The sequence below is a fragment of the Sphingobium sp. TomTYG46 genome (assembly GCF_055396345.1).
Map to the genome: position 1 here is coordinate 1,564,991 of NZ_AP027324.1, position 16,799 is coordinate 1,581,789.

The 16,799-nt window shown below is 62.1% G+C and carries 20 protein-coding genes; 2 read left to right on the forward strand and 18 right to left on the reverse strand.

All coding sequences use genetic code 11. The features are described from left to right. Positions 1 to 232: 232 nt before the first annotated feature. The 8 genes from ACZ5YV_RS07960 to ACZ5YV_RS07995 form a co-directional block, all read right to left on the reverse strand. Positions 233 to 604, reverse strand: a complete 372-nt coding sequence (locus ACZ5YV_RS07960; RefSeq protein WP_464787142.1) for a hypothetical protein — start codon at positions 602 to 604, stop codon at positions 233 to 235. Between the two features lie 222 nt (positions 605 to 826). Next, on the reverse strand, positions 827 to 1,435 hold the full coding sequence (locus ACZ5YV_RS07965) for a lytic transglycosylase domain-containing protein (RefSeq protein WP_464787143.1): 609 nt from the start codon (positions 1,433 to 1,435) through the stop codon (positions 827 to 829). Further along, the gene (locus ACZ5YV_RS07970; protein ID WP_464787144.1) at positions 1,423 to 2,004 is read right to left on the reverse strand and encodes a S26 family signal peptidase; all 582 of its coding nucleotides are present in this window, start codon (positions 2,002 to 2,004) and stop codon (positions 1,423 to 1,425) included. Before ACZ5YV_RS07970 ends, ACZ5YV_RS07965 begins: the two co-directional genes overlap by 13 nt. After that, on the reverse strand, positions 2,001 to 2,231 hold the full coding sequence (locus tag ACZ5YV_RS07975) for a helix-turn-helix domain-containing protein (RefSeq protein ID WP_464787145.1): 231 nt from the start codon (positions 2,229 to 2,231) through the stop codon (positions 2,001 to 2,003). Before ACZ5YV_RS07975 ends, ACZ5YV_RS07970 begins: the two co-directional genes overlap by 4 nt. A gap of 150 nt (positions 2,232 to 2,381) precedes the next feature. Further along, the gene (locus ACZ5YV_RS07980) at positions 2,382 to 2,681 is read right to left on the reverse strand and encodes a DUF736 domain-containing protein (RefSeq protein ID WP_062118080.1); all 300 of its coding nucleotides are present in this window, start codon (positions 2,679 to 2,681) and stop codon (positions 2,382 to 2,384) included. Positions 2,682 to 3,313: 632 nt separating this feature from the next. Next, complete coding sequence (locus ACZ5YV_RS07985) at positions 3,314 to 5,077, reverse strand: ParB/RepB/Spo0J family partition protein (protein WP_464787146.1); 1,764 nt, start codon at positions 5,075 to 5,077, stop codon at positions 3,314 to 3,316. A gap of 116 nt (positions 5,078 to 5,193) precedes the next feature. Continuing rightward, entirely contained in the window at positions 5,194 to 5,622 is a 429-nt protein-coding gene (locus ACZ5YV_RS07990) for a DUF2958 domain-containing protein (protein WP_464787147.1), read from the reverse strand. Then, on the reverse strand, positions 5,619 to 6,632 hold the full coding sequence (locus tag ACZ5YV_RS07995; protein WP_464787148.1) for an ArdC family protein: 1,014 nt from the start codon (positions 6,630 to 6,632) through the stop codon (positions 5,619 to 5,621). Before ACZ5YV_RS07995 ends, ACZ5YV_RS07990 begins: the two co-directional genes overlap by 4 nt. A 558-nt stretch (positions 6,633 to 7,190) precedes the next feature. Here ACZ5YV_RS07995 and ACZ5YV_RS08000 point away from each other — a divergent pair. Further along, a complete protein-coding gene (locus ACZ5YV_RS08000) occupies positions 7,191 to 9,467 on the forward strand; it encodes a TonB-dependent receptor (protein ID WP_464787149.1) in 2,277 nt (758 codons plus the stop codon). Positions 9,468 to 9,667: 200 nt separating this feature from the next. Here the strand turns inward: ACZ5YV_RS08000 and ACZ5YV_RS08005 are convergent, their stop codons facing one another. From ACZ5YV_RS08005 to ACZ5YV_RS08030, 6 genes are all read right to left on the reverse strand, one after another. Further along, a complete protein-coding gene (locus ACZ5YV_RS08005) occupies positions 9,668 to 10,207 on the reverse strand; it encodes a hypothetical protein (RefSeq protein ID WP_464787150.1) in 540 nt (179 codons plus the stop codon). Beyond that, positions 10,207 to 10,638: a hypothetical protein gene (locus tag ACZ5YV_RS08010; RefSeq protein WP_464787151.1), complete on the reverse strand. Its 432-nt coding sequence runs from the start codon at positions 10,636 to 10,638 to the stop codon at positions 10,207 to 10,209. Before ACZ5YV_RS08010 ends, ACZ5YV_RS08005 begins: the two co-directional genes overlap by 1 nt. 28 nt (positions 10,639 to 10,666) lie before the next feature. Further along, positions 10,667 to 11,050 (reverse strand): hypothetical protein, encoded by a 384-nt coding sequence (locus ACZ5YV_RS08015; protein ID WP_464787152.1) that lies wholly within the window; start codon positions 11,048 to 11,050, stop codon positions 10,667 to 10,669. Between the two features lie 57 nt (positions 11,051 to 11,107). Then, the gene (locus ACZ5YV_RS08020; RefSeq protein WP_464787153.1) at positions 11,108 to 11,572 is read right to left on the reverse strand and encodes a LuxR C-terminal-related transcriptional regulator; all 465 of its coding nucleotides are present in this window, start codon (positions 11,570 to 11,572) and stop codon (positions 11,108 to 11,110) included. 44 nt (positions 11,573 to 11,616) lie between these two features. Next, positions 11,617 to 12,009 (reverse strand): hypothetical protein, encoded by a 393-nt coding sequence (locus ACZ5YV_RS08025; RefSeq protein WP_464787154.1) that lies wholly within the window; start codon positions 12,007 to 12,009, stop codon positions 11,617 to 11,619. 750 nt (positions 12,010 to 12,759) lie between these two features. Continuing rightward, positions 12,760 to 13,110 (reverse strand): thermonuclease family protein, encoded by a 351-nt coding sequence (locus ACZ5YV_RS08030; protein ID WP_464787155.1) that lies wholly within the window; start codon positions 13,108 to 13,110, stop codon positions 12,760 to 12,762. 14 nt (positions 13,111 to 13,124) lie between these two features. On the opposite strand from ACZ5YV_RS08030, the gene ACZ5YV_RS08035 reads away from it, so the two are divergent. Beyond that, positions 13,125 to 13,862, forward strand: coding sequence for an outer membrane protein (locus ACZ5YV_RS08035; RefSeq protein ID WP_464789178.1), 738 nt, complete (start codon positions 13,125 to 13,127; stop codon positions 13,860 to 13,862). 219 nt (positions 13,863 to 14,081) lie between these two features. Here ACZ5YV_RS08035 and ACZ5YV_RS08040 read toward each other — a convergent pair whose 3' ends face one another. The 4 genes from ACZ5YV_RS08040 to ACZ5YV_RS08055 all read right to left on the reverse strand — a co-directional run bounded on the left by ACZ5YV_RS08040 (position 14,082) and on the right by ACZ5YV_RS08055 (position 16,590). Then, a complete protein-coding gene (locus ACZ5YV_RS08040; RefSeq protein ID WP_464787156.1) occupies positions 14,082 to 14,690 on the reverse strand; it encodes a hypothetical protein in 609 nt (202 codons plus the stop codon). A gap of 5 nt (positions 14,691 to 14,695) precedes the next feature. Then, positions 14,696 to 15,088, reverse strand: a complete 393-nt coding sequence (locus ACZ5YV_RS08045) for a hypothetical protein (protein WP_464787157.1) — start codon at positions 15,086 to 15,088, stop codon at positions 14,696 to 14,698. 27 nt (positions 15,089 to 15,115) lie between these two features. Beyond that, complete coding sequence (locus ACZ5YV_RS08050) at positions 15,116 to 15,754, reverse strand: hypothetical protein (RefSeq protein ID WP_464787158.1); 639 nt, start codon at positions 15,752 to 15,754, stop codon at positions 15,116 to 15,118. Between the two features lie 290 nt (positions 15,755 to 16,044). Then, positions 16,045 to 16,590: a DUF2513 domain-containing protein gene (locus ACZ5YV_RS08055; protein ID WP_464787159.1), complete on the reverse strand. Its 546-nt coding sequence runs from the start codon at positions 16,588 to 16,590 to the stop codon at positions 16,045 to 16,047. Between the last annotated feature and the right edge of the window lie 209 nt (positions 16,591 to 16,799).

The window sequence follows — 16,799 nt, forward strand, 5'->3', positions numbered from 1 at the left end:
GCGATTTCGGCCAGAAACTGGCGGATTACCGCCGTTCACGTCCGACGGGTCTCGCGTCAGCGCCGATCTGTCTCGTGAAAAAAGGATGTGCAGACAAGCACTTAGACTGGGTCGCGAGACACTGCCTTTATCTTGTTTCCCCTTCACCCACTTTCCCTCACCACTTCGCCCCAGCAAAAGGGGAAGGACAGCACCCGACCGACGCTGCCCTTCCCCTTCCATCCCCGCATCCTCAGCGCGCGCCGGCCATCGCCTGTTGTGCAGATTTTCGGCTGCCGCATACCCGATGCGCGATGGTTCCCTGCGGCATTCCCTCGCCATCAACCAGCATGATTGCCATGAACCAGCGGCCATCGAGCCTGCCCCAGATCGCGATCCTATCGAGCTCTCCATCATCAGATCCAAGCCCTTCATAGGCACCCAGCCAACGCTCGTCGGCCCTCGCATCCCACAGGAAATCACTCTCCTCTGCCTCGAGAAATCGCTGCGCCAAAGCCTTGCCGGCACTGCGGCCAAATTCGATTTCCAGTCCCGCGACCAGCGCCGCCATAATGTGATCCGACGCCGTTCCGATGCTCTGAACCATGCCCATGATGATCTCCATTCGCTTCGCGTTCTCACCGTCGAGAACGGCGTCATGGAGATGGGCGGCGGAGCGGCTGTCAGGGCCGCGGCGCGAAGCGCAGCGCCGCGAAGCGGACGTGGGGGGAACCGATTTGCGCAGCAAATTGGGGGGCACCCGCGGGCCTTGATAACCGCTCCGCCTCCCGTCATGCTGGGTCTATCGAGACGAGCCTCCTCCCTATCGGCGATGCGGGACGACACCTCAAGGGACATGATTGCGCACCGCGAAGAGCGACGAGTGTGATGGTTCGACAGTCTTGTCCCGGCTCTCTCCAGAGACCTGGCGCTGGATTGCGAACAGCCCCGCAGGCTCGGATTCTGGCGGCGAATCCGGAGCGCCCGTCGCCGAGCCCGTCTCCTTGCCAAGATAGGCGATGGTCTCGCCTGGCAGCTTCCGCCCGGTTGCGAGATGCGCGGCATAGCGGCCCGGGCCGGCATTATAGGCGGCGAACAGACCGGGGTAACCGAAGCGATCATACATCTGCCTAAGATAGCAGCTGCCCGCCATGATATTGTCGCGGGGATCGTCGGGATTGCTACCCAATCCAAGGGTTCGGCGCATATCTTCCCAAGTGCCCGGCATCAATTGCAGGAGCCCCATCGCCCCGGCACGGCTACGAATGGGCCGACCGCCAAGCATCGTCTCGCCATTGCTTTCCGCGCGCATCACGCGCCCGATCCAGTTGGCGGGTACACCGCACCGGACCGACGCCTCGCTGATATGAGTCCGCCAGCGGGCGGACAGCTGTGCTGACGATGGAGCGGCGATGGCAATGGCCAGCGCGGCGCAGGTGAGCCTCAGCGCCGCCACAGGAGCCTCGCCTTGCCGATCACATCCTCACCCTCGCTCACCCCGAAATAGCGGCCATCGAAGGAGCGGCTATTGTTAATGAGGAGGAATAGCTGGCGTCCGCGAAGGCGCGTGCATCCCTCCCAGAGTGGCATGGATCGCCCCCGAAGATCGGTGCGTTGCCGATCGGCAATCCAGCGGCCGTTGACGGTGATTTCAGTACCCCTCGCGCAGACCTCATCGCCAGCACTGGCCGCAACGCGCTTTACCAGCGGCACATTCATGGGGAGGTAACGGCGCTCGTCGGCAAGTAGACGATAGCGCCAGGGCACCCTGGCGATCACCATGTCACCGACGCCGGGCACCGCGACAGGCGAGACGATATAGAGGCCGGTGGGCGCGCTGGCGCTCGCGTTCCAGACAAGCCGCGGCGCAGGCGGAAAGACGGCGGAAACGAGCAGCAGCGCGAGACCCGCGCCGCCGAATGCGAAGCGACAAACGCGCCTTTTGCGATGCAGCTTCCGGGCGCGAAGTTCATCACCCCAGGCCAGGAGCGGCGCCTCCCCGCCGACCTTGCGAGCCCGCCTCATGCGCCGATCTCCCGGCCAGAATGCTCGGCCGACCATGTATCGAGGTCGTCGATATGATATTGGACGAAGCGGCTGTGGCGGCGGAAGACAGGGCCTTTCCCATCGCGGCGCAGACGTTTGAGGAGTCGGCTCGAAAGCTTCAGGTAAGCGGCCGCCTGGTCGGTATTGAGAAAGGGCGAGCCGCGTTTGGCGCGATTGGCGCGCGCAATGTCGTCATCGGTGTGCATGGAGCGCTATCCTGTGGCTGCGAACCGCAAAAGCGCGATCGCTGCCCTCAGGATGGCGGCCAGGACACCGCAGCATCAGTGTCGAAAATCATCGCCTTGCATTCGACACCCCGGGGAAAGCCCCGCACCGGTTGGCGCGGGGCGCCTGGATCAGCGGGACCAGATGAGCTTGTGCTCGCCGTCATCGCCTTGGGTGAGCGTCGCGTAGATGGGCGCGGGGAAGGACGGATCATCAAGCTTGAGGCTCAAATATTCCGCCCCCGTTTCGCGCGCAGCCTTGGTCCATCCTGCGCCGAACTCGACGGCCCCCGCGCTCACGCGGTGGTCGGGCGCCTTGTCATGCTCGCGATCGACGGGCCGGATCGTGGCCTTGACGCGAAGCGTAAGGGTACGGATTTCGCCCGTGTAGACGCCATCCTCGTTGCGGGTGAAGCTGCCGATCTGTGCCATGGGAATTGTCCTTTTGCCTGCTCGAATGCCGCCCTTTGCGGCCTCGATGGCAGTCGATCAGGCGCAGGTACGACGCCGTGCACCGTAGGCCGGAGCGCCAGCGAAGGACGGCCAGAGCCGGGTTTCTTGGTCCGCGAGGAGCCCGCAGGGCGGGGAAGAAAATCGGCGAAGCCGTTGCACGGACAAGTCGTGCCTGCGCCAGACCTGCGATTAGGAGAGGCCACAGGGCGCTGTTGCGCAGGCCAGCGGGAAATTTCCGTGTCTGGATCGATTAGTCGCTTACGCACCGGTAGTTGCCTCTACCATCTACAAAACACGACATCAGCTTCACCGCGTCGAGCGGCTTCACATTAGGCGATCGCGCTATGGTCAATAGGTGGATCAGGTCCATGGCAGCCCGCATAGCTTCGCGGGCAAGGCACGACCGTGCGAACCTCCGGCATTGGCACCCGCGTGCCTGTTTTGCTTCACGAAGACCGATCTCGGCAAAGCCGCTGCGCCCTGGACGATGTCCGTTTGGGCTTTGTCCCACCATTGAAAAAACGCCGCGCGCTTCCGCCGTCCCGGCTTCGGCGCGCGGCCATTTTCTTCGCCCGCAAGCGCGGGCGGGATCAATCCCGCCCGCTCTAAATTCACGCAGCCTGCGCGAGCGGCTCGGGCTGCTCATCGGGTTCCGGTCCAGTGACCGGCACGCGCGCTGCAATCAGCCTCGCATGAGCCATGACTGTGCCGACCCCGCCCCGCTGCGTGTAAGCGCTCGGCGGGAACTGCATCCAGCGAGGCACCCAGCGCTCGGTTTTCGCCCGCCCCTCGGCGCCGTTCAGATGATCGGAGATGATCCGCTCCAGGGTCTTGGACGTCTCGCCTGCATTGGCGGTCGCGACCGTTTCGCCCGCCACTTCCGCAACCATCCGGCCGAGCAGTTGGCGGTCGCGGATCAGGGTGAACAAGGCTTCATCCGCCTGCCACCAGTCGGCCATGTCGATGCCGATCTCGGCGCCCACCGCCTCGACGGCGGCGCTGCCAGCGGCAAGCGTTTCCCCCATGACGATCGCGATCACCTCCATGATCGCAGGATCGGGAAGCTCCAACAGGCGGAGGAACAAGGCCACAAGACCATGGTCATCGCCATTGCCGCCGGTGACCGTGTGCTCCTGGGAGGAGAAGTCCAGCAGGTCGAGAACGGCGCGGCGGCGCTCGTCGAAGACCGTCTCGCCCCGCGCTGTCTCCACGCTTTCGCGCACATCATCATGGCGGGCTGTCTGTGGCTCCGGCCGCACGGTCCAGAGCGGCGATCCGGTGATGGCATGGGCCACCATGAGCCGGAGCGCGATGCCGGGATGCCCCAGCAGCGCGGCGCGAACGGCGGCGTGGCGGTGCAGATCGACATAGGTCTGCAAGGTCGAGGTGAGTTCAGGACGCTCCGGCTTGGCCGTGTCGGCCACCTCGCCGCGCTCGGCCCTCCGGGCTTCCTTTCGCGTGACATAGCCTTCGTGGAAGATGACCTCGCCGGTCGGGCGGACATCGGCATAGACGCGCCCGCCCTTCCTCTTGGCCGCCTTTTCATATTCCCAACTGTGGAAATGCTCGGATGGAGGCACGATGACCACATCGCTCCAGCCCTGCTCGAGATAGGCTTCCTTCGCTGTCTCGATAGCTTCATTCTGCGCGGCCCAGAAGGCGTCGGCATCGGCGAAATAGCGGTCTTCGCCGAACAGGTCGGCTATGGTCGCGCCTTTGAAATCGTCGAGACTGAAGAGGGCGAAGCGCGCTGGAATGGACTGGCCGCCAAACAGCCACGCCTTCAACTGATGCCCGGTCGGCACATAGCTGTCGGGATCATCATGAAGCGCAAGCCACGCCTTTTGCTGGCTCTTGCTGGCGAGGGTCAGGTGCCGGACGGTCGCGCGGTCGATCTGCTCGGCGCGGTAGAGCCCGCGAATGCGGGGCAGGAGATTGCCAAGCGCAAGAACGCGGCGGATGGTGAGGTCTGGCAGGCCGAAGGTCGCGGCGATGTCATCCAACACCCGCCCCTCCTTCACCAGCCGGGTGAAGGTTTCCCATTGCGTCACTTCGTCCGCATCGAGACGGGCAAGATTCTCGATCATGGACGCCTCGATCGCGGCAGCATCGTCGGTTTCGGAGAGGATGCGGCAGGGCAGCGGCTCGGCCTCGCCTGTTTCCTGTGCCACGATGCGGGCCGCATGGAAGCGCCGCGCGCCCGCTACAATCTCGAAATAGCCCTCGGCGCCATTGGGCCGGACGAGGAGCGTCTGGATGACCCCGCGCTTGCGTATGGTCGGCAGGATATCGCTGACATCGGGCGCCATTCGGCCATATCGCATGTTCATCTTGCTCACGCAGAGCTTGTCTTGATCAATAAAAACGAGTGTCATGGCGTTGCTCCTTTGGAGGGTTCGGGAGCCACCCGGCTCCCTCACGGCCCCACACGCTTCGCGGCGTCGGGGGGCCGGTTTTCACTGGGGTGGCGGCGTGACGTGCCGCCTTCACGTCATCCCTTGTCCGGATCGGACGAGGGAGAATCGGGGAGCGCGCCCGTTTGGGCGGCGCGGCGGATCAGGGTTTCGGCCCAGAGGATGGAGCCAGCGCGGCGGGCCTCTTCCGCCCAGACGGAGAGTGGCAATTTGCTCTCGAAGCCGAGGTCGCGCTCGATGGAGAGGCCATAGGGAAGACGAACAGCGGCGATTTCTGCCAGGCTGAAATAGCCGAGTTCGGGACAGCCGAAGCCAAGGTCGGCCAGCCCGAACAAAGCATCGCCATCCTCCGCCAGTTCGGTCGCGAGCCATGTCGCGGCGCCTACCGGATTGAACAGCTTGATGACGGGCGGCGGATCGAAGCGCTCGCCCTTCGCTGCATGGGCGCGGCGAGCGATGTCATTGGCGCGGAGCGCAAAGCGCAGTTCGGGAGTGAGGAGCTTCATGCCGCCAACCTCCCCTGTTCACGCGCGGCCTGCGCCTCGTTGTGGCGGGCCAGCAGCCAGTCCGCCGCCTTGCTGGCTGCGCTGGCCGCGCGAAAGATCGCACGCCCTCGCGGCCCGGCAGTCCCCCGGACTGCCGGGTCATCGCTCAGGTCTTCGCGCAGCACCTCCAGCCACGCGCCGATGTAGTCGGCATGGCGGACGGTGGGCACTATGCCGAGCGCCGCGCAGAGGAAGGCCGATCCCATCTCGGCGACCAGTTCCTCGCGGGCGTAGTCCTTGCTGCCGAAAGCGTTGAGGAGATTGCGGCCCAGCCGCTTGTCGTGGCCGGTCGCATGGGTAAGTTCGTGGAGGCAGGTCCGGTAATAATTGACCTGATCGAAGAAGGCGGGCTGCGGCGGCACAGCCACGAAATCCGGGCCGGGCGCATAGAAGGCCTCGCTCCCGCCGATACGGAATTCGACGCCCGACGCGGCGATCACCTCTTCGGCCACCGGCACGATCTCGCGCTCGGGCAAGGGGACCGGATCACCGGCAAGCCCTGCCCGCAGACCCTCGCACTGCGCGACATTGAAGACCGTGAAGCGTTTGAGGAACGGTACGGCCTTGGAATCGCCGCCCTCTCGGGACGCCCTCTCCTTCTCCGCTTCCGGGGTAAAGCGATCGGCATAGACGACCGTCACGCCCCGTTCGCCCTTGCGGACGCAACCCCCTGCCTCCTGCGCCTGCCGGAAGGTGAGCCAGCTTTGCGAGGGCCAGCCATGCTCGATCACGGCTCCCCAGAGAATCAGCACATTAACGCCGGAATAGGGTCGCGCCGTCAGCGCATTGCGCGGCAGGCCGGGACTGGTCGCGCCGTCCTTCCCCCAAGGCTGGACCCACGGCAGTCGCCCGGCCTCCAGTTCAGTGATGATGCGGGCGGTTACCTCGTCATAGAGGCTGGCCCGGCTGTCTTCCTGACGATCCTCGCAAGCGCCCTTTCGATGGGCACGGCGGCTAGAGGGTTCACGCATGCTCTGTCTCCTGCGCCACCCCAAAAAGACATAAGGCCTCCCCGCAAAGGCGGGGGTGGGCGGCATAAGCGACCAAGAGGCCCGGCTCCAGCGGCCGGGGGCACCTCCAGGGCGGAACGGGAGTGGAGCACCCCAAGCGCAGCGCCGGGGTTGCCCCGGGCCGCGACGGGCCTAGCCGGGAGCGCCGCCCGCACCCGCCGATACGGGAAAGGCCAAAACAGCGCCGCCGCGCACAAGCGCGGCGTCCGCAAACGCGCCAGCGATCGTTACCGGCAGGCCGAGACCCGCAGGGGCTCGGCGGCGACCGCAGCGAGCCGTAGAGCGCGGCTGCGCTTCAGCGCGAGGGCGCCTGCTGTGCTTACAGGGCAAAATGGTCCGAAGACGAAAGCCCTTCCCAAGCCTCCTCCAGCAATATCGCTGCCACCGGCCTTCAAAGGCGCAACCGGAGCCTGTTGCGCCGCTATCAGCTGAACGTCTTCCAATCGCCAAGAGCTGCATGCTAGCGGTTGCGTTGACCCGATAAAGCCATATTGCTGCCTCCTTCACGGGGGGAAATAGATGAATATTCGGGGCTTTTTCGCTGTTGGTCTTTTTGGTGCGCTTCTCCCTCCGCAACTGTGCGCAGCGGCAGAAGGCGGTCGAGACGATGGCGTGTCCCAGATTATCGTGACCGGAGAAAAGAAGCCACGCTCCCTCCAGGACACAGCCGCCAGCGTAGCCGTGACGACCGCAAGGTCCATCCTCGACCAGAATCTTCTTAGTATGTACGACTTGCTCGATCGGACGGCTAATCTCGCCGTCGATGCTAACCGGACGAGTTTCTCCATTCGGGGCATTGACGCTTCGGACGTATCTGGAGGCGGATATGGCTCACTCGCCAGCGTCTATGTGGATGGCGCGGTTTTACCGCAGAAGGCGCTCAGCGCTGGCCCCCTCGACCTCTTCGATGTGTCACAGATCGAAGTTTTCCGCGGTCCTCAATCAACCATACAGGGCCGCAACGCCCTGGCCGGCGCGATCATCATCCGCACCAATGATCCGAGCTATCGCTGGTCAGGACAGGCGCGGCTGCTGATGACGGACAAGGACGGGCAGCGACGGGCAGCGGGGGCCGTCGGCGGTCCATTGATCGATGGACAGATTGCATTTCGCGTCGCAGCCGAACGCGCACGATCCGACGGCCTGATCCGGAATGTCACAGCGAATATGGAGGGTGACCAGCGCTTGGCGGAAACAGTGCGGACAAAGCTTCTTGTCACCCCGCACGCGGTTCCAGCTTTGCAGCTGCTCGCCACCTACAGCCGCGGCCGCTACCGGCGAGGCACTTTATTCAGCGACTTCAGCCCGCCCTACAAGCCTCAGGATCGCGTCTCAACGGAAGATGTGCGCAGCAGCCAGCAGGTGAAAAGCGACATTGGCTCGCTCGAGATCGGCTATGCCGTCCATCCTGGGCTGCAATTAAGCTCAATCACCAACTACAACCGCATAGGCTCCCTGAACATCAGTGATCCCGATCGTTCACCGGCGCCGGGACAAAGCAGTCGGCTCATGGACCCGACGAAGACGTTTCAGCAGGAACTGCGCCTCAACATCGATCTCCCATGGGTTCAGGGTGTCATGGGAGGCTATTATCTCAAGGAGGATAATCAGGGCTACACCTTCGATTCATTCCAGGATCTGAGCCTGAGGAGCCTTGGCATCGACCGTCAGCTGCGAGGGCTTGGCCTCTCTCAAGCAATGGTCGACGCCGTCCTCAGTCTTTACGGGGGCGTCGTGCCCATTCGCAACGTCCTGGCGCAGCCACTGCTGACGAGCAATCATGCCGGCTTTGCCGACTTTACCATGCCGCTCACCGGAGACCTCCAGATCCTGGCGGGCATCCGATTTGACCGTGAACAGCAGATGCGTGGCGCCATGCAGACGGTAGAGATCAGCCGAACCCTGCCCGATCCATCCGCCGTCCCCTTCGCCCAGCTCAGGCCAATCATCGCCCAGCTGAACAGTTTCCTGCAGGCTACCGCCGCCGGCGCGAGCAGCGTCGAACCTGCTCGCAGGGTGACCTACCAGGCCTGGCTGCCGAAAGTCGGCATCTCCTATCATGTCGGTCATAATGTTGCTGTCAGTGCCACAGCGCGGCGCGGCTATCGCGCTGGCGGGACAGGCCTCAATCAGCAGCGTGCCCAAGCCTATGAATTCAAGCCTGAGTTCGTGTGGAATTACGAACTCGCACTCCGCTCGCATTGGTTTGATCGGCAACTCACCGTGAACGCCAACCTTTACCGGCTCGACTGGAAGGATCAGCAGATTTCGGTCCAGCTGACCCCGGGGGCCGTGTTCGACCGTCAAGTCGTCAATGCCGGGAGATCGCGCCTCTTCGGGTTCGAACTGGACCTACAGGCCCGTCCGGCGCGCTCTCTCACCTTCGCTGCGGGGATCGGTTACGCGCGTACCCGATTCCGGCATTTCGATGTCGCTACCGATGCCATTATCCAAGGGTCGGCAGCGGGGAATGAATTTGCTCGCGCTCCACGCTGGACGCTGTCTGGGGCAGCCACATACCGGCACAGCAGCGGTCTCTTGGCCAATATCAATGCAAATGGCCGCAGCGCCTCTTTCCAGGACGCGGTTGAACAGTCGCGCCGGGACATCCCTGGCCGCAGGTCGGTGAATGGAAAATGGGGGTGGCAAGGCCAGAATTTCGGTACGTATCTGGTCGCCACCAATATCTTCAACGTACAAAAGCCCACGCAACGCTTTACGGACCTGGATGGCCGTGTGAGGGGCACCTTGAGCGACCCCCGTATTCTAGGGGTGCTTCTTGAAGGGCAGTTTTGACGACGTCAGATCAACCTCTCGCCCGCTTCCGCAATCTGTCGTTCGGCTGCGGCTCTTTTTTTCTGTCCGTCGATCGGACCGAAATATCCCGGCCTACACCCCCACCTGCAAAGTGGCACACTCCTTCCGTGTGAGGAGAAGCGCAAAGGGGCGCAAATGCGGACATGGCAACAAGAGCAAGAATAATCATTGTAACCCTTTCAATCTGTAACCGTGCGGGCGACTGTCTCGATTGCGACGGTCCCGCGCGAACTCGCCAGCATGCAAAGATGATCGCGCATGCGCTGCTTATAGGGTGGCGTTAGGCGAACATGCTGTCGGCGGGCGTCAAGAGCGTCCGGCATGCGCTCTATCACTGCTCGGTCATGGAGCATCTTGAGGTATCGGAGCGCCGTCGTGTTGGGAACGCCAGACCCGATACAAGCGCTGCTGATGGATATCTGTTTTCCTTCGAATTCAGACGCGAACAAGTCCAGAAGAATATGCCAGACCGGGTCGGAGAAGGTCTCCAGCGGCATGATGGAATCGCGCGCCGCGCTTTCTTTCAAGATTGTCCGCGCCAAAGCCGCGAGAGCCGTATCGTCGAGATGCTCGATGGCCTCGCATGCATCGCCCTCCTTCTTTTTTCTTTCCTCAGCCAGAGAGTGAATGGCTTTCGTCAGCCTGGCCAAGTCCCTCTCTATCGTCATAAGATCCGTGTAAGCGGGCGATGTGACCCGCTGTCCGATCAATGCCGTCATCAAATGTCCCTGATGGAGTTCTTCGCCTTCGCCGCACGCTGATCAAGAGCGGTTCCGATCGTCATGACAAGCAGGATCGGGACACCCCAGACCGTGATCATCCTGTAGTATACCGCACTCACGATCGTCGGGGCGAGCCAAGCAACAAGGTGCGAACACACGCCATTGAATTGAAGCGCGGATGCCCAGATCGGCCACCATCTTGAAGACGCCAACGCCAGGTAGATGAACCCTGCAAGCAGCAGAATGTCGCCGATAAAGATCGGGATGTTCAAACTGCCGTAGGGAGTGGCGCCCCCCTGACCGATGAAGGTGATCGCCGAGGCGGCAAGGACGAGCAGTGCTCCGACCTTGCCGACCCAGCCGCCTTGTATCCAGATATAAGCGACGACGCATATCAGCGCTGCATTGAAGGCGATGGGCAGTTCCATAACGTGCCCGAAATAAGATATTGAATTCTCAAGCGACAGCGGAAAGTGAAACCCTCCGTGGCGCCGTCGGCTTTTTGACACGGTCGGCCTTCGCACCCCGCGGGCAGCCGAACATGTCTTCATCAGCCATTTCAGACAGCTTACGGAAGCGGTGGGCCTTTTTGTGAGCGGCAACCAGGCTCTCGCGCCCTTCCAATATCGCGTTCGCGCAGCGGCCCAGATCAGCGTAGATCTGCTGCCCGCTGAGCGGATCGAGGCCCATTGACCGGCCTACATCAATCATATTGGCACTCGCACGCAGCGTATGGGCGAGGACATCATCAATTTGGGCGTAAGCCTTGTTAAGATCTACGACCACCGCTTGGGCAGCATCCTTCGTCAGGGGCATACGGCGTTCAGTTCCGTTGGACATAGCTTCTCCTTTGCGACCGCAGTCGCCTCTAAGCAAAATGTGGGATTGGGTCGCAGCCTAGTGAAAAAAGGACATGATCCACAGGCCGGCTGCGACGAGAGCGGCCAGGGTGCCGCCGAGCATGAGCGCAATAGTGAGGATCAGCTTTATACGTTGATCAACGTCTAGGTCATTCTCTCGGCCTCCCAAAGGTGGGATCCGCGGCGCTGCTTCCTGTGCTTGAGCAGGGAGTTCGTCCACCGATCCGGCGCTCTCAACAAGAGCCGTTTCGAGGCGTTCATCAACCCCTTCCGATTGATATATCAAAGGCTGATATGTGTGGCGGCCTTCGGCGTCAGCGAGAATTCGCGCCGCCTCGAAGCGATCTGCCACCTCCAGGACGCGCAGCGCTTGCCTTATTCTTTGATCCACCGTGTGATCGGATCTCTCGATGCGCCGAGCTATCTGTTTGGTGTTGAGGTTCTGAGCGACGAGCCGCAGGCACTCCTTTTGTTTTTCGGTAAGCCCCGAAACATTCTTCACCCTGTCGTGCCCCTGCGTTGGAATCGCGTCGATCAGTGCCCTGATCAGTTACCTTCGAGTTCGGAATGCCCCGCAGCGCCCCGCCAGCCGGACATGTGGTGCTGCTGGAGCAGGTCCAGTCCCATCTGAAGATGACAGGCAGCCAAATCCAATCCGGCGTTCTCGGCCGATAAGATCGCCTTTTGGGCATGACTGATCGCCATCAGGCATTCATCAGCTAGCCTTTCCCCATCTGCCGCTCTCAGGAAATCTCTGGGCACGCCAAAATGCCGCGCGAGCCGATCCTGATCGGCAGCGCTCAACGCGGTAGGGACGCCGCGCTTGATATATTGCTGGATATACGCTGCGTTCTTGCCCAGCACGTGCGATACCTTGGCATAGTTCTCGCCTCGCTCCTCGATGAGCCAGTCGAGAAGGGCCCGCGCTTTTTCCGGCATTGCATGCTCCCATCATGATTCGGCCACTCTATATCTAGGCATATACCTATTTTTCCAGCAGCATCGGCACTCATGGTTAACGCGTCGTTATTTCGGACGCAAAACCATTGCTTTAAAATTAACCGCACGAAAGATTAGGCAGCGAGGCAAGCAGCCCACACCGGATACTCAACGCGAGACAGGGTGGCTCGTGATCTTCGGCGTTTAACAACGGTCGCGCTCAGCGTCAGCGGAGCAAGCCTGCTAGCCCATCCTCATGCTGCGTAGCGTGTGTTTACAGATAACAGCCGCAATGCCGGCGGCTGAAAGTGAAAAACCCGTCGCTGAGCGAATATGTGAGGAGTGAGGCGACCTCCCCGACTGTGCGATAGCGATGCAACGCTTCGATGAAGGCCTGGCTATCGTGAAGCGATCCATTGGTGTGGCACTTTGACAGCAGCAAGAGGCGCTGCGCTCACTCGCTGAGGTCGTTGCTCCTACAGCGCCTGATTGGAATTCCCTGTTCTACAATGATATTGCGAGCGCGGCGGTGAGCCACTGGTCAGTTCTGCACGTCCCACCACGCCATGAGATACCGCCCTCAGCCCCGCGGACCTGCCCATCATCTTCGAAACAGGTGATCAGCTCATGCTTGGCGATGGGTCCGCTACAGGCTCAGCAGCCATGTCCCTGCATTCCAAAGCGCCATGCCGAAGCTGGTCAGCAGAACAGCGCCCGTCAAAAATGCTTCTATGAGGAAGGCGGCGCGCCTCACCGGCAATCCCTCGCCAGCAGCCCGCCATTGTCCCACTTGGCGACATAGCGGGCCTGCCCGCGCCTGACCTGTTCGCAGGCGACATTCCGCCCGCCAACATAGACCTGCGCCAGCGTGCGTCCATAGCGATCCTGCCCGACGCGCTGAACGCTGACCTTGCCGCCCATCATTGCCTCCAGGCTGCGCTTGCTGGCCTGCCCGTCGCCGGGAACGCATATTCTGCCCTGTCGGCATCCATGGATCTCTGGCGCATCAATGCCCAGAAGCCGGATGCGTTCACCGTCAATGCGGATGGTGTCGCCGTCAACGACCATGACAGCGGCGGCAAGAAGGACGGAAAAAGCCATGGCCTTAAGTGGCCATGATGTTGCGACGATGCAACAACTTTGCAGCAAAGAAGCTGTTGTCCGATCCATACTATGCCTTTGAATTCGAGCCGCTAAACGCCTCCTCGCCTCACAAGGCCTATCAAACAGGGGGTTTACTCGTGAAAAAGATTTTGATCGCCACTGCCGCTCTTGCCGCTGTTTCGGCTCCCGCTTTCGCGCAGGAAGCTTCCAACTTCGGCGGCGCAAAGGTCGGCGCGGTTATCGGCTATGACAAAGTCCGCCTTGAAGTGGAAGACCTCGGCAATGGCTCCAAGGACGGCTTCCTCTATGGCGTTACCGCGGGTTATGACTTTGACCTCGGCACTGCCGTGATCGGCGTCGAAGGCGAATTTGCCGACGCAACCACCAAGGAAACCGTCGGCGACCTCGCTGTAGACGGCATCGAAGGTTCGCTCCGCGCCGAGCGCGATCTTTATATTGGCGCTCGCCTGGGCTTCCCCGTCAACCCGAACGTCATGCTCTATGCAAAGGGCGGCTACACCAACGCCAAGTTCAAGGCCTCCGTCACTGATGGCGTTGACACCCTGACCGGCAGCGACGAGCTGGACGGCTACCGCATCGGCGGTGGTGTCGAGTACACCAATGGCCAGGCATTCGGCCGCATCGAATATCGATACAGCGACTACGGCAAGTACAAGATCGACGGCGAAGACACCGGCATCCGTGCATCGCGCCATCAGGTTGCTGTCGTCGGCGGCTGGCGTTTCTGAGCGATCATCCTAAGCAATCACAGTTGCGCTGCTTAGGGTCCTCGCTGGGGTGGGAGAGCGATCTTCCACCCCTTTTTTCTTGCCCGCACCGGCCGGGCAGCCGCTATATCGATCGCCCTTCAACCTGGTCGATGTTAGCGAGGCGGAGCCCATAGACTGCAAATACAGTAGGTAAAATCTCCCACCGTCATCGTCTGGCCGGAAGCCCTGTGATGTGGATCACTGCGAAAGTCTGCCATCATGGCTCTCACTCCGGTCCGTTGGGGCGAGCGCGGCGGCGGCGCTGACGTCCAGCGGGGCAACAACGGGCAGCTCACCCTCAGCGATACTGGCGTGAAGGACGTCTCCTGCCTTGAAGGTCGCATTGCCACCCTTGTTGAGCAGTCCCAGAAGACCAAAGCCCAGCACGCCCAGGACCACTCCCCCGATATTCGCATCGCCCTCGGCGCCTTTGGTGCCGGCAAGCCGTACCGGTCCCCATGCGGTATCGACGTTGACGAGACGCAGGCTGAGCTGGCCCTTTCCGCCAGCCGCTCCTGTTCCCTTGGCGGAGATGACCTCCCCCCAGGCAGCGGAGCCGATGGGGATCACCGTAGCTCCGTCCAGGACCACCGGAGCGTTGACGCGCAGCCTGAACCGGTCACCGGCCTTGGCGGACCGGCTGTTCACCTCCCGGACCACCATCAGCTCCACGTCCGTCCCCTGCACCCAGCGAGGTGACGAAGTGCCGATCGCAGATGCCGGGGGCGGAGCTGTGGTGACGGCATCCTGAGCGGCGGCCGTTATATTCGCACAGATAAGGACGGCGGCCAGCGCTGCGCGGAGCATCGCTGTCAGTTGACCCCAGGAGCGGCAGCTGCTGCCGGTACGCTGCCAGTCGGCAGAAAACGGATCGCAACACCGGTCGCGTTTGTCTTGCCCCAGCTGAATGCCGACACGTGCGCATCGCCATACTGGGCCTTGATCACGGCGTCTGCACCAAGTTTCTTCCCACGCTCCCAGAGCTCGCTATAGATCTTGTCCTGCGAGGAGGACTTGCTGAAGATCGTGGCCTTGCGGACCCCGGCCTTTACCTCACCAAGGACCTCATATGGCCGATCGGTGATGTCATAGGGAAATACCGGCACGCCGATTTCCTCATTGACCAGCTGCTGCGTCGGCGCGGGCTGGGCAAAAGCGGGAGCAGCGACGGCGAGCGCCAAGGCAGCAGACAGAATGATACGCATGATCTTGGTCCTTTTCGAATAGGCGGATTACCGGGCCGCTGCAGCTGGAGCGGCGACCGGCTGCACCGCAGCAGGCGCAGACGCGGCTGCAGCGACAGGAACGGTCATGGCCGGGGCCGTCACGGCTTCGGCGAACAGCAGAGGCACGTCCTCACCTATGAAACCCTTTACCTGTGAACCTGCGGCGATCTTCGCGCTGGTTCCGGTCGTGAAGAAGCCGACGACAGGGACGAACGCCACTGCAGCGACCACGCCTGCGGTCCCGGTCACACCCTTGTCATCGAAGGTGCCACTTAGCCGGATCTGGCGACCGTTGACGCTGACATGAAGGAGCGAGGCGGTAAGGTGCCCCGACTTGCCCCACATCCCCTTGTTACGAACCTCGGTCACCTCTCCCATCGCGGGCGCGCCCACGGGGATGACAATCTGACCGCCAACAGTGACCGGTTCGATCACGGACAGGCGAAAATGCTGACCAACCCGCAGCTTCTTGCCCTGGGTTGTCAGCGGCTCTTCCATCTTCAGCTGGATTTCGGTGCCCGTGCGCAGGATGTTCGTTGCCGCAGGTCCTACCGCCAGCGTGGGCGACGCCGGGACCGTTACCTGCGCTCCGGCCAGAGTCGGCGCGGCAGCTGCGCACAGCAGTGCAACATGGATCAATCTCATTGAATTCCCCCCCTTTTTGACCTTCCCCAAGGTCATGCCTGGATGTCGCCTGCGACCAGAACGATGTCAAGTCACCTGTCCGGTGCCGCTGACCCCAGTTCTACTGCACGGCGCCGGGACGAAGAGTCTGATCCATCTTCAGAGCCACCCACTTCCAGAACAGGACACCCTCATGGTCTCCGGCAACGGCCAGCTCGCCGATCCGCGCTGCCACGCTGACGGGCGCCAGATCCCATGCCGCCTCAGCAGCATCATGGCTGCTCCCAGCGCGACGTCATCTTCGGTCATCTTCATGGGTGCGGTCCGATACCCAGTGCCTCGAGGCGCTCGAGGATGATCGTACGCGCGATGACCCCCATTGTCTCAAGCGACCAGAAGCCGGTCTTCTTCATCGCCGCTTTCGTATGTTTCCAGACCCGCCCGTCACGGATGGTGTCGAGATAGTCGTGTCCTGACCATGTCAGCCGGACCGCAACCCAGCGCCTCCCGTCGGAGGAAACATGGGCGGCAGAGGCAAGGCCGGCTTCCACCAGCAGCCTGAAGTGATGATCGATCTCATGCCGGGGATATCCCTGCACATCCGGCACCAGCAGAAGCTCGGCGCCCTCTGCGGCTTCAAGTGCAAGCATGAGATCGCGAATCAGATCCGGGTTGCGTTTCATGTGAACACCAGAACAAAAGCGGATCAAATAGGACAGCAGAAAATCTGCTGTCCGGTGCTCGCCGGCACCCGGCCTGTCCCCTGTCGCAGCAGCAGGTCGGCAATCTCGCGCAGGCTGGCGCCGGACCTCCGTGGTGGCGGCACCCCCAACCGTTCTGCGTTGAAACTCAGACATCAATCTACCTGTCGCCGTTGTTGCGAAGGGCGCCACCGCCCTCGACCGTCACGGCGGCAACGGGAAGAAGGGCAGAGATCATGTGAGCCCAATGCATTCAGATATTGCGTCTATCCAACAACGTTCAGTGAAACCTACGCGTGTCTCGACATGAGGGGGGGACGCGGCGGGATTGAGCGCGCCATGAGGGTTACGCGACGCGGGACTTG